The sequence below is a fragment of the Actinospineispora spinosispora DSM 44797 genome, assembly GCF_000429025.1.
Taxonomy (GTDB): domain Bacteria; phylum Actinomycetota; class Actinomycetes; order Mycobacteriales; family Pseudonocardiaceae; genus Pseudonocardia; species Pseudonocardia spinosispora.
Genome location: NZ_AUBB01000006.1, coordinates 547,102 through 562,376, shown reverse-complemented (window position 1 = coordinate 562,376; position 15,275 = coordinate 547,102). Strand labels below are relative to the sequence as shown.

The following is a 15,275-nucleotide window of genomic DNA, read 5'->3' as shown; positions in this document are numbered from 1 at the left end:
GGGTGGAGGTACCCGCATGAAGCTCGGATTCCTGACCGCATGCCTACCCGGCCGGACGCTGGTCGAGATCGCGGACTGGGCCGTCGAGCACGGCTACGAAGCCCTCGAGGTCGCGGCGTGGCCCGACCTGGGTGACCGCCCCTTCACCGCCACTCACCTGGACGTCACACACGTCGACCCGGACGCGACCCGCGCGGTGTTCGACAGCCGGGGGCTGACGTTGTCCTCGCTGGCGTTCTACGACAACAACCTGCACCCCGACCCGGACGAGCGCGCCGCCGTCAACGCCCACCTCGCCGCGTGCATCGACGCCGCCGCGCTCGTGGGCTGCCCGACCGTCGGGACGTTCGTGGGACGGCATCCCGGCCAGTCCGTCGCGGAGAACCTCCGGGAGGCCGAGACCGTGTTCGCGCCGCTCGTCGACCGCGCGGGCGAGGCGGGCGTCAAGCTGATCATCGAGAACTGTGTGATGGAGGGCTGGCACCCCGACGGGTACCCCGGCAACCTCGCCTACTCGCCGGAACTGTGGGAATGGATGTTCTCCCTCGGGCTCTACCTCAACTACGACCCGTCACACCTGGTCTGGATGGGCATCGACCCGGTCGAGGCGCTGCGACCGTACGTGGATCGCATCCCGCACGCGCAGGCCAAGGACATCCAGCTGTTCCCCGAGAGGCGCAGCCGGTACGGATGGCCGGGCAAGGCGGTCGGCCGGGAGGACCCGTGGGACGTCGGGTGGTGGCGGTACCGGGTGCCCGGGCTCGGGGACGTCGACTGGCGACGGGTCGTCGACACGTTGTACGAGGGCGGGTTCGACGGGGTTCTCTCGGTGGAGCACGAGGATCCGGTGTGGGGCGGGAGCGAGGAGAAGGTTCATACCGGGCTGTCCGTGGCTCACCGGACGTTGCGGCCGCTCGTCGTCTCTTGACGCTTGTGGCTGGGTTCGGGGTGGCTGGGTTCGGGGTGGCTGGGTTCGGGGTGGCTGGGTTCGCTGTGGCTGGGTTCGCTGTGGCTGGGTTCAAGGCATCTCGGCTTCGCCGTCGACTCGTGAGTGGCAAGGGCGCCTATAGGCGCCCGGATCACTCACGACGGAAAAGCTGTCGTGAGTGCTCCGAGCGCCTACGCCTGCGGCGCCCCTTCGGGGTAGACGTCCTTGCCACTCACGTGGGGTGGGTGGCCTTGCCGCTCACGTGGGGAGGATCGGGGCCAGGGCCTGGGCCAGGTTGTTGATCAGGTTGGGCTGGTCCGAGGGGAGGTCCTCGGCGGGCGGGGGCTCGGTCCCGGGACTCGACGAGTCCAGGAGCGAGTGGGCCAGGGGGAGCAGGACGGCCAGGAGGTCGTGAGGTTCGCACAGGTCCAGGTACGCCGTCGCCTCTGGTGAGTGGCCTGATCTGATCGCGGAGAGACCGGCGATCGCCGGGCCCAGGGCGCGGTCGGAGGGCAGCTGGCGGGGGCCGTGGGCGCGGACGGCGCCGGCAACGACGGCCATCGCGTCGATCCCACCCAGGGTGGTCGCGACCGGGCCCGTGGTCTGAGCCATGGTCATGATGAGCCACCAGATGTCGTTCCCGAGCATGTCGACGGCCCGGTACATCTGCTCGGTGAGCTTCTCGAACCCCTCGTTCGAGCCGATCGCCATCCGTGCGGTGTTGATCAGCGCGCTGGCGTGCCGCCGGGTCGGCTCCCGCCACTCCTCGTCCGGGATACGTTCGATGAACCGGCCGATCGGGACGTCGTCCTCGGCGTGCGTGCAGGCCAGCACCTCGGCCCAGCTCATCACGACCGGCTCGGTGTTGCTCGTCGCGCCCATGCCGAGCGCCGAGGCCTCGAAACCCTTCAGGTTCCGGATGTCGCCCTCGCCGTCGACCTCGTGGAGGAGCGCCGCAGAGTACCGGGCGACCTCAGGGGTGTACTGCTCGAGCGGGTAGATCACGGCGGCTCCACGGTGACGTCGGCGGGCCCCCATCGTCCCGCACCGCGCCGACCTACCAGGGGAGGGTGCCCGTTTCGTCGGTGTACGTCCCGGTCGGCCCGGTGGGGCCCACCAGCGCCATCCGCACGATGATCCCGGCGCCCTGCTCGACGCTCTGGACACCGCTGTGCCGGTTGAGATCGGTCTTCGTGTAGCCGGGCTCGACCGCGTTGATGCGCATCCCGGGGAACGCCTTCGCGTACTGCACGGTGATCATGTTGATCGCGGTCTTCGAGGCCGGGTACGCCACGCCGGGATAGGCGTGGGCGGGTGAGCCCGGCGTGCTGACCCGGGTCAGCGACGCCAGCCCGCTGCTCACGTTGACCACGACCGGTGCCGCCGAGCGCCGCAACAACGGCAGGAACGCGTGCAGCACACGGACGACCCCGAAGACGTTCGTGTCGAACGTCCGGAGCATGACGTCCCCGGTCAGCTCCCCGGCACCGATCACGCCGTTCTCGTCGGTCCACTCCTCGGCGACACCGGCGTTGTTGACCAGTACATCGAGCCCGCCCTCGGCCGCGACCGTCGTCGCGGCGGCCTGGACCGAGGCCTCGTCGGTGACGTCGAGCCCGATGGCGCGTGCGCCGAGCCGTTCCGCGGCGCGCCGGCCGCGACCTGCATCACGGCTGGCGAGATAGACGGTGTGGCCCTGCGCGACGAGCCGGCGGGCGGTCTCGAAGCCGAGCCCCTTGTTGGCCCCGGTGATCAATGTGGTCGTCATGTCACCACCGTGCTGCCGTGCGGCCGGATCAGCCAGGAGACCGGATTTCCTGGGACCGGCAGTACCAGGAAATCCCCGGTCCGGCCGTGCACAGTGGTGACATGGCGACTCGGGAGTTCGGACGGACCGTGCGCCTGTGGCGTGACCGGGTCTCGCCCGAGGCCGCCGGCCTCCCCTCGGGTGGTCGTCGGCGCGCCGCCGGGCTGCGCCGCGAGGAGCTGGCCCTGCTCGCCGGGATCTCGGTCGACTACGTCACCCGCCTGGAACAGGGCAGGGCGACCAACCCGAGCGAACAGGTCGTCGAAGCGCTCGGCAGGGCGCTGCGCGTGTCCGAGACGGAGCGTGCGCACCTGTTCACCGTCGCCGGGCTCGTACCACCCGGGCGCGGCACCGTGCCGGCCTACATCAGTCCCGGCATCCACCGGATGCTGGACCGGCTGACCGGGACACCGGTCGCGGTCGCCGACGCGTCATGGACGCTGCTGCTGGCCAACCCGCTGTACACGGCGCTCATGGGCGAGTTCCACGGCAACGAGCGCAATGCGATCTGGCGCACCTTTCTCGGCTCGGGCAGCCGCGCCCGCTACACACCGGGCGATCGACGTTCGCTCGAGGCCGAGCAGGTCGCCGAACTGCGCGCGACCGCGAGCCGTTATCCGGCCGACCGGCGGTTGGCGCGCCTGATCGGCGAGCTGCGCGCGAACAGCGACCGGTTCGCGCGGCTGTGGGACTCCGAGGTGATGGGCGGGCACCAGGTGGCGGTCAAGACGGTCGACCATCCGATGGTGGGGGAGCTGACGCTGAACTGCGACCTGCTCAGCGTCGCCGGCAGTGACCTGCGCATTCTCGTGTACACGGCTGAGCCGGGTACACCGGATGCCGAACGCCTCGCGCTCCTCGGCGTCGTCGGTACTCAGGCGCTTGCCTGACTTTCGTCCCTCGCCACTCACGACGGAAGAGTTGTCCTGAGTGTTCCGAGCGCTCACGGGGCGAGGGCTTCCTGTGCTGCTCGGGCGCCTGAGCGGACTGCTCCGTCCATGTAGCCGTTCCAGATCGTGGATGTCTCCGCGCCTGCCCAGTGGATGCGACCGATCGGCGCGGACAGTGCCGTGCCGTACTGGGTCCAGACACCTGCGCCGAGTCTGCCGCCGTAGCAGCCCCGGGTGAACTCCTCGGTCGTCCAGTCCTGCTCCACGATGTCGAACGGCTGCGCGGCCTTCGGGCCGAAGTACCTGACCAGCGCGGCCACAACGAGCTCACGGCGTTCCTCGACGCTCATCAGCGTGGCGGTGCGCGCCGCGGCGCCCTCCAGGAACCCGACCAGCACACCGCAGGAGGCGTCGGGTGGCGAGTTGTCCAGGATCGGGCTGAACTCGTCGTCGAGGCTGAGCACGAAGCCGTTGAGACCGTCCTCCCGCCAGAACGGCGTGTCGTAGCCGACCTGGAACTTGATCACCGAGCCCGCCGGGATCTGCTGGGTGAGCCCGTCACGCAGCGCGGGCAGTGCCGGGACGTAGCGCAGGCGTCCGGCCAGGGTCTGCGGGACCGCGACGATCACCTGCTCCGCCGTGACGCGGCCGCCGTCGAACTCGACGACCACGCCGGTGTCGTCGTGGCGGATCGTGCGGACGACCGCCCCCAGCCGGACCGCGTCGCCCAGCTCGGCTGCCATCCGCTCGGAGATTCGGTGCGTGCCGCCGACCACACGCGCTTCCTGGGCGCCGCCGGTGGTGGCGACGAGCGACTCCAAGCTGGTGCCGGACCTGACGTAGAAGAGGAAGTGCAGCAGGGACAGCTCGGGTGACTCGGCGGAGAACAGCGCGGGTACCAGCACCCGGAAGAACCGCAGTGCGAGGTCGTCCCGCGAGTTCGCGGTGAGCCAGGCGTCCAACGTCTGTCTGTCCAGCTCCTCGGCGCTCTCCGTCGTCCACGGTGCATCGAGCGCGACCGCCGAGGCCATGACCTCGAGCTGCTCCCAGAGCCGCGTGATCTCCTTCGCCGACTCCTCGGGCAGCCCGAAGGTCTCGTCGGCGTACCGGACGAGGGTTCCGTCGAACACGGTCAGTGCCTCGCCGTCGTCGAAGCTGGGGAACGTCTCCAGTCCCAGCTCGTCGATCAGCGCGAGCACCGCGTCCTGCGTCGGGCCGACCCACTGCCCGCCCATCTCCACCGGCACCCCGTTGCTCAGGAAACCCCCGAGGTTGCGGCCGCCGACGCGGTCCCGGGCCTCCAGTACGGTCACCGTCCTGCCCGCCGCGACCAGCGTGCGAGCCGCGCTCAGGCCGGCCAGCCCCGCGCCCACCACGACAACATCGACATCGGTCATCTCTCGCTCCTCAGATTCAGTCAGTCGACCGACTTGAAATGTGGCGCAACGATAGGTTCTGGAGAAGATCGTGAGCAAGCCCCGTGCCAGAATTCGGTCAATCGACCGGGAAGGGGTTGTGATGCCCTACGTCGAAGCGGCGGTGCGCCGGCAGCAGCTGGTGGCCGCCGCCCGGGGTGCGCTGACCCGCGATGGGGTTGCCGGCACGTCACTGCGCGCGGTCGCCGCCGAGGCCGGCGTTCCGCTGGGCACGATGCAGTACGTCTTCCCGTCGAAGGAGCTGCTGCTGCGCGCCGTGATCGAGGACGTGGTCGACGAGATCGCCGACGTGCTGAAGGGGACGGCCGAGCTGGAGAAAGGTCTGGAGCACGCGATCCGGCAGGGGCTGAGCAGCTTCTGGTCCCAGCTCGTCGCCGACCGGCGGAACCTGCAGATCATGCAGTACGAGCTGACGACCTACGCCCTGCGCACCCCCGGGCAGGAGCACCTGGCGCGCTGGCAGTACGAGCGGTACGCGGGCATCGTCGCCGAGTGGTGCGAGCAGGCCGCGGACAACGCGGGCGAGACCTGCGCCGTTTCCTTCGCCCAGCTGGGGCGGATCGTGGTGGCCGGCATCGACGGCCTGATCATCCAGCACGTGTGCGATCCCGACGATGCCCGGTCCGGCGAGGACCTCGACGCCACGATCTCGATGCTGATCGCGCTGGCGGGCGTTCGCGCGGTGGGCACCGGATAGGGGAGAGACAGGTGGCCGAGCCGGAGACGGACGTGCTGATCGTGGGTGGTGGGCCGGTCGGCCTTGCCGCCCGGGCGCTGTTGGAGCGCTGGGGTGTGCGCACGGTGCTGGTGGAGAAGCGTCGCGAACTGTCACCGTTCCCTCGGTCCCGGTTGGTCAACGTCCGCTCGATGGAGATCTTCCGTCAGCTCGGGATCGCCGAAGAGGTGGCGGAGCGCGCGTTCGGCGCGCGGTACGGCCGCGTCCGCTTCCGGGACACCCTGCACGCCGACGACTTCGCCACGGCGGCGATGGTCGGAATCCACGAGCCGATCGCCGAGAGCCCGGTGATCGGCGTCGTGACCTCGCAGGACCGGCTGGAGCCCACCTTGCTGGCGGCGGCGGAGACCCCGGTGTGGTTCGGGGCCGAGCTCGTCGACCTGTCGGAGCAAGCCGATGCCGTCGTGGCCCGCCTCATCGACCACCGGAGCGGCGAGGAGATCCGGCTCAGCGCCCACTACGTGCTCGCCGCCGACGGCGCGAACTCCACGGTCCGGCGGCAGTTGGGAATCGGCACCGTCGGCCCGGGAGCTCTGCTGGACGTCACCACCGTCGTGTTCGACGCGGACCTCGACCAGTGGTGCGCCGAACAGCCCGCCGGGGTCTACTTCACCGCCCACGGGTCGTTCCTGCCGCTCTACCCCGAAGGCGGCTGGGCCTGGTTCGGGCCCACCCCCGAGGACGTGGCCGGTGCCGACTGGGCAGGCATCGTCTCGAACGCCCTGGGGTCGGCCGCCGACACGAGGCCCGAGGTGCTGCGGGTTCAGCACTGGGTGATGAACGCATTCGTCGCCGAACGCTTCCACCACGGCCGAATCCTCCTGGCCGGCGATGCCGTCCACGCTGTGCCCATCGTCGGCGGCCTGGGCATGAACACCGGAATCGGCGACGTGCACAACCTGTGCTGGAAGCTCGCCGGAGTCCTGCACGGATGGGCCGGACCGGGTCTGCTCGACACCTACGAGGCGGAGCGGGAGCCCGTGGCCCAGCAGACGTTGCGCCGTGCCGTGGCCAACACCCGGCTGATGGTCGAGGTGCAGAGCCGGCGTCAGGAGCGGGCGGATGCGACCGAGGCCGAGCTGCCGTGGTCGGAGGAGTACTTCGCTCAGCTCGGCCTGGTCCTCGGTGTCGGCTACCGCTCCGCCGCGGTGCTCGGCGGCGACGACATTCGTCGGGAGCCGGGTACCGGGTACGTCCCCACCGCGGAGCCGGGGTATCGCGTGCCGCATCTCTGGCTGGGCCGGAATCGCTCGACGCTCGACGTGACCCGTGAACGGTTCGCGCTGCTCACCGCGGACCCCGATGGCTGGGCACCACACACCGCGGTGTCCTGTCCGCTGACCGTCGAGGCTCTTCCCGCCGAGCACCTCGACCTCTGTGGGCTCGGTGCACACGGAGCGCTGCTGGTCAGACCGGACGGCCACGTCGGTGCCCGCTGGTCCGGACCCCCGCCCGACCGCGCGGCCGTCCCCCGTGCACTGGCCGCGCTCACCGGCTCCCTCGGCGGACCGTGATGTCCCGGTCGGAGGTGCGTGCGTGCACGCGCACCGTCGGTGCCGCTGAAGCCCCGTCGTGACGTGACTAGCGGGTGAAGGCGCGAGACCGCACCCGGGCCTGCCCCGGTCCCCGTGCTTCGCCGCCGGGCGGTGCCGTCGGCGGTTCGGCCCGGTCGAGGGGGAACCGCAGGCGGCACACGACCGCTCGCGTGTGCCTGCCGACGTAGCGGGCGACCACCCCGCCGCGACGGTTGAACAGCGCCTGTTCCCACCAGCGCTCCGGCCGGACCTCCCCGATCAGCACCAGCACGTGCTCCGCGTCCAACGAGCGGACATAGCGAGCGATCGGCGGCCCGATCACCCGGTGGGCGGACCCGAGCTGCACCATCGGTACGTCCGGCCGCCACCGCGACCATCTGACCTGCAGGTCCCTGGCGGCCGCCAGGTCCTCCGGCTCGGTCCCGAACGCCACGTGCACCGCGACCACCCGGTCGCCCATGGACATCGCGGCACACAGCGTGCGTGCGGCCAGCCGGGTGATCGACACGACCGGTACGACCACCACCGACGATGCCGGCCGAGGTCTCAACGGCTGTGCGCCCACCCCGAGCGCGTCGCCGATCCGGCGGTAGGCCCGCTGCACCGAGGAGAACAGCAGGACCAGCAGCGGAACCACCAGCACGATCAGCCACGCGCCGTCGGTGAACTTCTCGACGGCGACGACGACGGCCGCCGACCCGGCGAGCACCGCACCGGCGCCGTTGATCGCAAGCCGGGCCCGCCAGCGCGGTCCGCGCTCGCGTAGCCAGTGGCGCACCATCCCGGCCTGGCACAACGCGAAACCGATGAACACCCCGATGGCGAACAGCGGCACCAGCACCGTCACCTGTCCACCGGAGAACACGAGCAGGCCCCCGGCGAGCACCGAGAGCACCGCGATGCCGCACCGGTAGACCTGGCGGTCGGCCCGCAGCCCGAACACGTGCGGCAGCGCACCGTCGCGTGCCAGCCGAGCCATCAGGACCGGAAGCCCGCCGTACGAGGTGTTCGCGGCCAGCATGAGCAGCACGACGGTGGCGAACTGGACCACCAGGAAACCCACGCCGGTGCCGATCGAGCCCTCGGCGAGGAGGGACAGCACCGTGCGGCCCTCGACCGGGCGCACGTCGAAGCGCTCGATCAGCACCGCCAGCCCGATCAGCAACGTGCCCAGCAGGACACCGAGGCTCAGCTCGGCGGCTCTGGCCGTCCGGGCACGGTCGGCCCGGAACGACGGCGTGGCGTTGGCGATCGCCTCCACTCCGGTCAGCGCCGCGCACCCGTTGGCGAACGCGGCAAGGACGAGCAGTACCCCGACCGAGGCAGCCATCCCGGACGTGGTCGGCGGAGGCAGAGGATGCAGCGGACGGCCCCGGATCAGACCTACCGCGATGAGAACGAGCAGAGCGGCGACGAACACCGCGGCCGGCAGCGCGAATGCCCGCCCACCGGCCAGCACGCCGCGTAGGTTGACCGTGGCCACCACCAGCAACGCGGCCAGGCACAGCTCCGGCGTCCACGGAAGCAGAGCCGGGAACGCCGAGGTCAGCGCCGCGGTTCCGGCCGCGACCGAGACGGCCACGTTGAGGACGTAGTCGACGACCAGCGATGCGGCAGCGACCAGACCCGCCCTGCGTCCCAGGTTCGCGTGCGCGACCGAGTACGAACCGCCGCCGTCGGGGTAGGCCGTGATGACCTGGCGGTAGCACACGACCAGCACCGCGAGCAGGGCCACGATCATCAGCGTCACCGGCACCGTCAGCCCGATACCGGCGGCCCCCGCGACCGCCAGCGCGAGCACGATCGCCTCCGGCCCGTAGGCGCAGGACGCCAGCGCATCCAGCCCCAGCGCCGCCACCCCGGTCACCACACCGAGCCGGTGCCGGTCCGCGCCCGAAGGCGACGCCGCCGCACGGCCCGTCCTGGTGATCACCATCGCGCATCCTCCTGACCGGCGTGCATCGCCCGGACGAGGACAGGATGCGCGTGGCGGACCGGTGTGCGGTGCTCTCCCTACGCGTTCTTGACGTTCACGGTCTGCATCCGCGACGTCATCCGGGCTACACCTCGACGTGCGATCCCATGATCACCGTCCGGTTGCGGGGCAGGCCGAAGTACTCGGCGGCGTCGGCGCTGATCCCGGCGGTGGCGAGGAACAGGTGCTTGCGCCAGCGCGCCATCGTCGGGGTGTCACCGGCGCGCAGCTCGATCGTGGACAGGAAGTAGGAGGCGGTGTCCACCTCGATCGGGCATTCGATGTCGGCGCCCTCGAGCTGACGAAGGACATCGGGCACGTTCGGCGGGTCCATGTAGCCGAATCGGGCGCTGACGTAGGTGATCCCGTCATCGGTGTAGCCCAGCGCATCGATCACCAGACGGTCGGACCTGGGCACCCGAGGGACCGGTCGGGTCTCGATCGAGACGATCACGACGTGCTCGTGCAGCACCCGGTTGTGCTCGACGTTGGCTCGCATGGCCAGCGGCGCGGTCTCCTTGCCCCGGTTGAGGAACACGGCCGTGCCGGGAATGCGGTGCAGCGGGGGATCGAGGCTGTGCAGTTCGTCGATGAACGCCCGCAGCGATCCTTCTTCGTCCTCGCGCCGCCGGGTCACGATTCCCCGTCCTCGCTGCCAGGTCGTCATCACGGTGAACGCGGTGAACCCGATCAGCAACGGCAGCCACGCGCCGTGGACCAGCTTGGTCAGGTTGGCGGCGAGGAACAGCAGGTCGACGAGAAGCAACGGAGCGGCGCCGAGGATCACCAGCCACAAGGGTGCTCCTCGCTCCCGGACGACGTGGAAGAACAGCAACGTGGTGATCGTGATGGTCCCGGTGACCGCCATACCGAACGCGAACGCCAGCGCCGCCGAGGTCTCGAACGCGAACACCAACGTGAGCACCGAGACCATCAGCAGCCAGTTGGTCCACGGAACGTAGATCTGGCCGACCTCCTCCTCCGAGGTGTGGACGATCCGCAACCTCGGCAGGTATCCCAGCTGAGCGGCCTGCGATGCCACCGAGTACGCGCCGGTGATGACCGCCTGGGATGCGATGACGGTCGCCGCGGTCGCCAGCAGGACCAGCGGCAGCCGGGCCCACGACGGCGCGAGCAGGAAGAACGGCCCGCTGACGTTCGCCGGGTCCTGCAGGATCAGCGCACCTTGACCCAGGTAGCTCAGGATGCACGCGGGAAAGACCAGGATGAGCCACGCCCGGGTGATCGACCGTCGCCCGAAGTGCCCCATGTCGGCGTACAGCGCTTCGGCGCCGGTGACCGCCAGCACGACCGCCGCCAGGGTGAAGAACGCGATCGAGAAGTGTCCGATCATGAACTCCAGCGCGTAGACCGGGGAGAGCGCCTCGAGGATCTCCGGATGTCTGGCGATGCCCCCGATCCCGCAGGCGCTGATCGTCAGGAACCAGGCGATCATCACCGGTCCGAACAGGCGCCCCACCGCGGCGGTTCCGGCTCGCTGGAACAGGAACAGCACCACGATGATCACTGCCGTGATGGGCACGATCAGTGCCTCCAGCGAGGGCGCGACGACCTTCAGCCCCTCGACGGCGGAGAGCACGGAGATCGCCGGCGTGATCATGCTGTCGCCGAAGAACAGCGACGCCCCGAAGATGCCCAGCGCGGCGAGTGTCACGGTCGCGCGGCGGCTCCCGCCGGCACCGCGCTGGCGGATCAACGTGATCAGGGCCATGATGCCGCCCTCACCGTCGTTGTCGGCGCGCATCACGAACGTCACGTAGGTCAGCGTGACGACGATCGTCACCGACCAGAAGATCAACGAGATGACCCCGAAGACGCTGGCCGGGCTCACCGCGACCGGGTGCGGGTCGTTCGGGCTGAAGACGGTCTGGACCGTGTAGATCGGGCTCGTGCCGATGTCGCCGAACACGACGCCCAACGCTCCGACGACGACCGCCAGTCGCGTCGTGTCCCGTGCACCACCGACGTCCGTGTTCGTGCGCATCGACTCTCTCCCCGGTACCGGGCCGATCCCACCGTTCGACGGCCACCGCCGGCGCCGGTGTGATCGAACCATGCCCGGCGATCTCGCGCCGCACCGTTCGGGTTCCGTATGGGTCTTCGCGCACCCGTCCCGTAGCCGAGCGCGGATGCCTACATTCCTGACATGCGTGACCGTTACCACGAGCAGCTCGGTCTGCTCGACCTTCAGCTCGACCGCATGTGCCAGCTGGTCGCGGAGGCCATGCGCCTGGCCAGCCGTGCGACGCTGAACCTCGACCTCCAGCTGGCCGAGGAGGTCATCACGGGCGATGCCCGGATAGATCGCGCCAGGACGAGCCACGTGGACGCGGCTCACCGGCTGCTCGCGCTGCAAGCTCCGGTGGCGACCGATCTGCGCGCCGTGCTGGCCGGGATCCACATCGCGGACAGCCTCGAACGCATGGGTGACCTCGCGGTGCACGTCGCCGAGGCAGCGCGCCGCCGACATCCCGACCCGGCCGTGCCGATGCCGTTGAGACCTCGGTTCGTGGAGATGGGCCGGGTCGCGGTCGACGCGGCCGTCACCGTGCGCGAGGTGGTGCGCACCAAGGACCTGAGTCTCATCCCGGCGCTGTGCCGAGCCGATGACGAGATCGACGAGCTGCACCGGACCCTGTTCGCGGTGCTCGGTCACGCGAGCTGGGACCGGGCGGCGACCATGGCCGTGGACGTGAGTCTCCTGAGCCGCTTCCACGAGCGGTTCGCCGACCACGCCGTGTCGGTGGCGCGGCACGTCGCCTACGCGGTCACCGGTGAGCACCGGACCACCGGCGACACGGCTTTCGCCGCGCTGGCCGTCGGCGAGTGACAGGGAGTCCGGGGGTGAGCGACCTCAGCTGGACGATCGCGCTGATCGGATCCTTCGTCTGCGTTGTGCTGATCCTGCGTGCGGTGTCCCACCGGGACGCCGGGGCGAGCCGAGAGGAACCGAGGGAACCCGCTCGCTGATCACGCGGATCCGCGACCCGACCGCGGTGGCTCCTCCGCGACGGCGATCTCCAGGAGGTGCCGGGCCGGCGGGCTGAAGCGGTGGTGCCTGCGCCAGCAGACGTGCAGGTCGCGTTCCAGGGTCAGGCTCGGGACGGGCACTTCGATCAGCGAGCCGTCGGCGAGCTCTCCGCGCACGGTCAGCACGCTGAGTACCGCGGGGCCGAGGCCGCCGGCGGCCGCGCTCTTGATGGCCGTGGCCGAGGTCAGCTCCATCGCCGGGATCGCGGTCAACGGCGTGGGCAGCGCCGCGAGGCGATCGTGCAGGACCGAGCGGGTGGCCGAGCCGCTCTCCCGCAGGATCAGCGGCGCGGTCGCGAGATCTCGCGCGGTGACGGCGTCGCGTGTCGCCCACGGATGGGAGGGAGCGACGACCACCACGAGCCGGTCCCGCACGACCGGGTGGTGGTCGAGCTCGTCGGGGATGTGGCCGGCCTCGGCGAATCCCAGCTCCGCTCCGCCGCGCCGGATCAGCTCGACGGTGTCGGCGCTGTTGTGGCACAGCAGGCTCACGTTGACGTCCGGGAGCCGGTGCCTCAGCGCCTGGAACCACAGGGGCAGGAAGAACTCGGCGATCGTGCTGCTGGCCGCGAGTGTCAGATGGGCGGGCGCGGGCCCGGTCAACGACGTCAGCGCCCGGTCGAACCCGGCGGCCGCGTCGAGCAGGGGACGCGCCCAGTCGAGCACCAGCGCACCGGTGTCGGTCACCGTGGCGCCGCGCGGGTGGCGGTCCAGCAGCCGGAGGCCGAGCCGCTGTTCCAAGCCGCGGATGCGGGCACTGACCGAGGGCTGGGACACCCCGTGATGGCGGGCGCAGGCCCCGATGCTGCCGGTCGCGGCGATCGTCGCCAGCAGCTCGAACGGCCCCAGATCGGCAACCCGCGAGGACAAAGCCATAGGGCAACCCTATGGGGAGCCGGCCGAACGCGCTCTACCGCACGGGTTCGCCCGACGGACACGCTGATCACCACATGCCACGACGTGGTGTGAGGGAATCGGGAGAGATCAGTGACACGGATTCAGCGGGTGAACGGGTACCAGGTCCTCGACAGCAGAGGCAATCCCACGGTCGAGGTGGAGGTCGGGCTCGAGGACGGCTCGGCCGGAAGGGTCAGCGTGCCCTCGGGCGCCTCGACCGGGACCCGGGAGGCGGTCGAGTTGCGTGACCACGACTCGTCGCGCTTCCACGGCAGGGGAGTGCTCAACGCCGTCGCCCACGTCAACGGGGAGATCGCGGGCGCCGTGATCGGAATGGACGCGGAGGACCAGGTTGCGATCGACCAGACGATGATCGATCTCGACGGCACCGCGAACAAGGCCCGGCTGGGCGCGAACGCAACGCTCGGGGTCTCGGTCGCCGTGGCGAAGGCCGCCGCGGCGGCCCACCGGACGCCGCTGTACCGGTATGTCGGGGGCGCCTCGGCAAGGGTGCTGCCGCTGCCGATGATCAACATCATCAACGGCGGGGCACACGCCGACAACCCGCTCGACTTCCAGGAGTTCATGATCGGCCCGGTCGGAGCCGAGACCTTCAGCGACGCGGTGCGCATCGGTTCGGAGGTGTTCCACACGCTCAAGGCGGACCTGTCCGCCGAGGGCCAGAACACGAACGTCGGGGACGAAGGCGGGTTCGCCCCGGCGTTCCGCTCCGCGGAGGAGGCACTCGACCACATCACCTCGGCCGTCGAGAGAGCCGGGTACCGAGCGGGCGCCGAGGTGGCGGTACTGCTCGATCCGGCCGCCTCGGAGTTCTACACCGGCGGCTCCTACGTCTGCCCCGGGGAGTCGACGACGCGCTCGCCCGACGAACACGCCGACTACCTGCGCAGGCTGGTGGACGGCTACCCGATCATCTCGCTGGAGGACCCCATGGCGCAGGACGACCACGAGGGCTGGGCGCGGCTCACCGAGTCGATCGGGGACCGCTGCCAGCTCGTCGGTGACGACGTGTTCTGCACCAATCCCGCCCTGCTCGCCGACGGAATCCGCCGAGGGATCGCCAACTCGGTCCTGGTCAAGATCAACCAGATCGGGACGCTCACCGAGACCCTCGACACCGTGCGCACGGCCCAGCGGGCCGGCTACTCCGTCGTCATCTCACACCGCTCCGGGGAGACCGAGGACACCACCATCGCCGACCTCGCCGTCGCGCTCAACTGCGGCCAGATCAAGACCGGCTCGCTGTCGCGCTCCGACCGTACGGCCAAGTACAACCGGCTGCTGCGGATCGAGGCCCAGCTCGGGACACAGGCCCGGTACGCGGGAGCGTCGACCGTCAAGGGCCTGGCGCCGAGGGCCAGGGTGTCATGACGACCTTGCCGAACTTGCCCGGTCCGGCGAGGCGCGCGTAGGCGTCCGCGAACCGGTCGAGCGTGAAGGCCGAGTCGACGGGCACCCGCAGCCGCCCCTGTGCCAGCAGGGGCACGACGGAGGTCCGGACGGTGGCGGCGAGGAGCGCCTTCTCCGCGTGGGCGCGCCCTCGGATCGTGGTGCCGATCAGGCGGGCGCGCGCGAGCATGAGGTCGAACATCCGCAAGACCAGGGCGTCCCAGGCGGTACTGAACGCCTCCGGGAAGCCCGCGGCCTGCTCCCACGGCAGGCCGTCCGGCACAGGGAGCAGCAGATCGGCGGGTACGGCGATCCGTTCGGCGTGCCCGCCCCCGCCCACCAGCGCCATCACCCGGTCTCCTGGCACGAAACCCGTGACGCCGGCTCCGACCTGCTCGACCTCACCCGCGACCTCCAGTCCGGGCACGTCAGCCGGCCACCCCGCCGGCGCCGGATAGTCGCCGCGCGCCTGCTGCAGGTCGGCGGCGTTGAGTCCGGCCGCTCGCACGGCCACCACGACGGAACCCGGCCCCGCGACGGGGCTCGGGCGCCGCTCCAGCCGGAAGTCACCTCGGGAATCGATTACCACCGTCCGCATGATCGCAATCTA

14 protein-coding genes are annotated in these 15,275 nt (G+C 70.5%); 7 read left to right on the top strand and 7 right to left on the bottom strand.

Going from position 1 to position 15,275, the window contains the following annotated elements:
• Positions 1–16: 16 nt before the first annotated feature.
• A complete protein-coding gene (locus G406_RS0102810; RefSeq protein ID WP_028932621.1) occupies positions 17–928 on the top strand; it encodes a sugar phosphate isomerase/epimerase family protein in 912 nt (303 codons plus the stop codon).
• A 258-nt stretch (positions 929–1,186) separates the two neighbouring features.
• Here the strand turns inward: G406_RS0102810 and G406_RS0102800 are convergent, their stop codons facing one another.
• Entirely contained in the window at positions 1,187–1,933 is a 747-nt protein-coding gene (locus G406_RS0102800) for a hypothetical protein (RefSeq protein ID WP_028932620.1), read from the bottom strand.
• A 52-nt stretch (positions 1,934–1,985) separates the two neighbouring features.
• Positions 1,986–2,696: an SDR family NAD(P)-dependent oxidoreductase gene (locus G406_RS0102795; protein ID WP_028932619.1), complete on the bottom strand. Its 711-nt coding sequence runs from the start codon at positions 2,694–2,696 to the stop codon at positions 1,986–1,988.
• Between the two features lie 101 nt (positions 2,697–2,797).
• Here G406_RS0102795 and G406_RS0102790 point away from each other — a divergent pair, with 101 nt between their 5' ends.
• Entirely contained in the window at positions 2,798–3,625 is an 828-nt protein-coding gene (locus tag G406_RS0102790) for a helix-turn-helix transcriptional regulator (RefSeq protein WP_028932618.1), read from the top strand.
• Between the two features lie 53 nt (positions 3,626–3,678).
• On the opposite strand, the gene G406_RS0102785 is transcribed toward G406_RS0102790, so the two are convergent.
• The gene (locus tag G406_RS0102785) at positions 3,679–5,022 is read right to left on the bottom strand and encodes a flavin monoamine oxidase family protein (RefSeq protein ID WP_028932617.1); all 1,344 of its coding nucleotides are present in this window, start codon (positions 5,020–5,022) and stop codon (positions 3,679–3,681) included.
• 121 nt (positions 5,023–5,143) lie between these two features.
• Between G406_RS0102785 and G406_RS0102780 the strand changes: the two genes are divergently transcribed.
• Together G406_RS0102780 and G406_RS0102775 are read left to right on the top strand one after the other, a co-directional pair.
• Entirely contained in the window at positions 5,144–5,758 is a 615-nt protein-coding gene (locus G406_RS0102780; protein WP_028932616.1) for a TetR/AcrR family transcriptional regulator, read from the top strand.
• 11 nt (positions 5,759–5,769) lie between these two features.
• Positions 5,770–7,311: an FAD-dependent monooxygenase gene (locus tag G406_RS0102775; RefSeq protein WP_028932615.1), complete on the top strand. Its 1,542-nt coding sequence runs from the start codon at positions 5,770–5,772 to the stop codon at positions 7,309–7,311.
• Positions 7,312–7,378: 67 nt separating this feature from the next.
• Here G406_RS0102775 and G406_RS44255 read toward each other — a convergent pair whose 3' ends face one another.
• Together G406_RS44255 and G406_RS0102765 are read right to left on the bottom strand one after the other, a co-directional pair.
• Positions 7,379–9,268 carry an APC family permease gene (locus tag G406_RS44255; protein ID WP_064742821.1) on the bottom strand — a complete coding sequence of 630 codons (1,890 nt, stop codon included), beginning with the start codon at positions 9,266–9,268 and terminating at the stop codon, positions 7,379–7,381.
• Positions 9,269–9,392: 124 nt separating this feature from the next.
• Positions 9,393–11,312: a potassium transporter Kup gene (locus G406_RS0102765; RefSeq protein WP_037074690.1), complete on the bottom strand. Its 1,920-nt coding sequence runs from the start codon at positions 11,310–11,312 to the stop codon at positions 9,393–9,395.
• A gap of 162 nt (positions 11,313–11,474) precedes the next feature.
• Between G406_RS0102765 and phoU the strand changes: the two genes are divergently transcribed.
• Together phoU and G406_RS59275 are read left to right on the top strand one after the other, a co-directional pair.
• Positions 11,475–12,158, top strand: a complete 684-nt coding sequence (phoU, locus tag G406_RS0102760; RefSeq protein WP_028932613.1) for a phosphate signaling complex protein PhoU — start codon at positions 11,475–11,477, stop codon at positions 12,156–12,158.
• A 14-nt stretch (positions 12,159–12,172) separates the two neighbouring features.
• Positions 12,173–12,298 carry a hypothetical protein gene (locus G406_RS59275; RefSeq protein WP_281172376.1) on the top strand — a complete coding sequence of 42 codons (126 nt, stop codon included), beginning with the start codon at positions 12,173–12,175 and terminating at the stop codon, positions 12,296–12,298.
• Here G406_RS59275 and G406_RS44250 read toward each other — a convergent pair whose 3' ends face one another.
• Entirely contained in the window at positions 12,299–13,234 is a 936-nt protein-coding gene (locus G406_RS44250) for a LysR family transcriptional regulator (protein WP_051341365.1), read from the bottom strand.
• Positions 13,235–13,345: 111 nt separating this feature from the next.
• Here G406_RS44250 and eno point away from each other — a divergent pair, with 111 nt between their 5' ends.
• Positions 13,346–14,647: a phosphopyruvate hydratase gene (gene eno / locus G406_RS0102745; protein ID WP_028932612.1), complete on the top strand. Its 1,302-nt coding sequence runs from the start codon at positions 13,346–13,348 to the stop codon at positions 14,645–14,647.
• Here eno and G406_RS0102740 read toward each other — a convergent pair.
• Positions 14,613–15,263, bottom strand: a complete 651-nt coding sequence (locus tag G406_RS0102740; protein ID WP_028932611.1) for an alcohol dehydrogenase catalytic domain-containing protein — start codon at positions 15,261–15,263, stop codon at positions 14,613–14,615. The genes eno and G406_RS0102740 overlap by 35 nt on opposite strands.
• Positions 15,264–15,275: the final 12 nt, after the last annotated feature.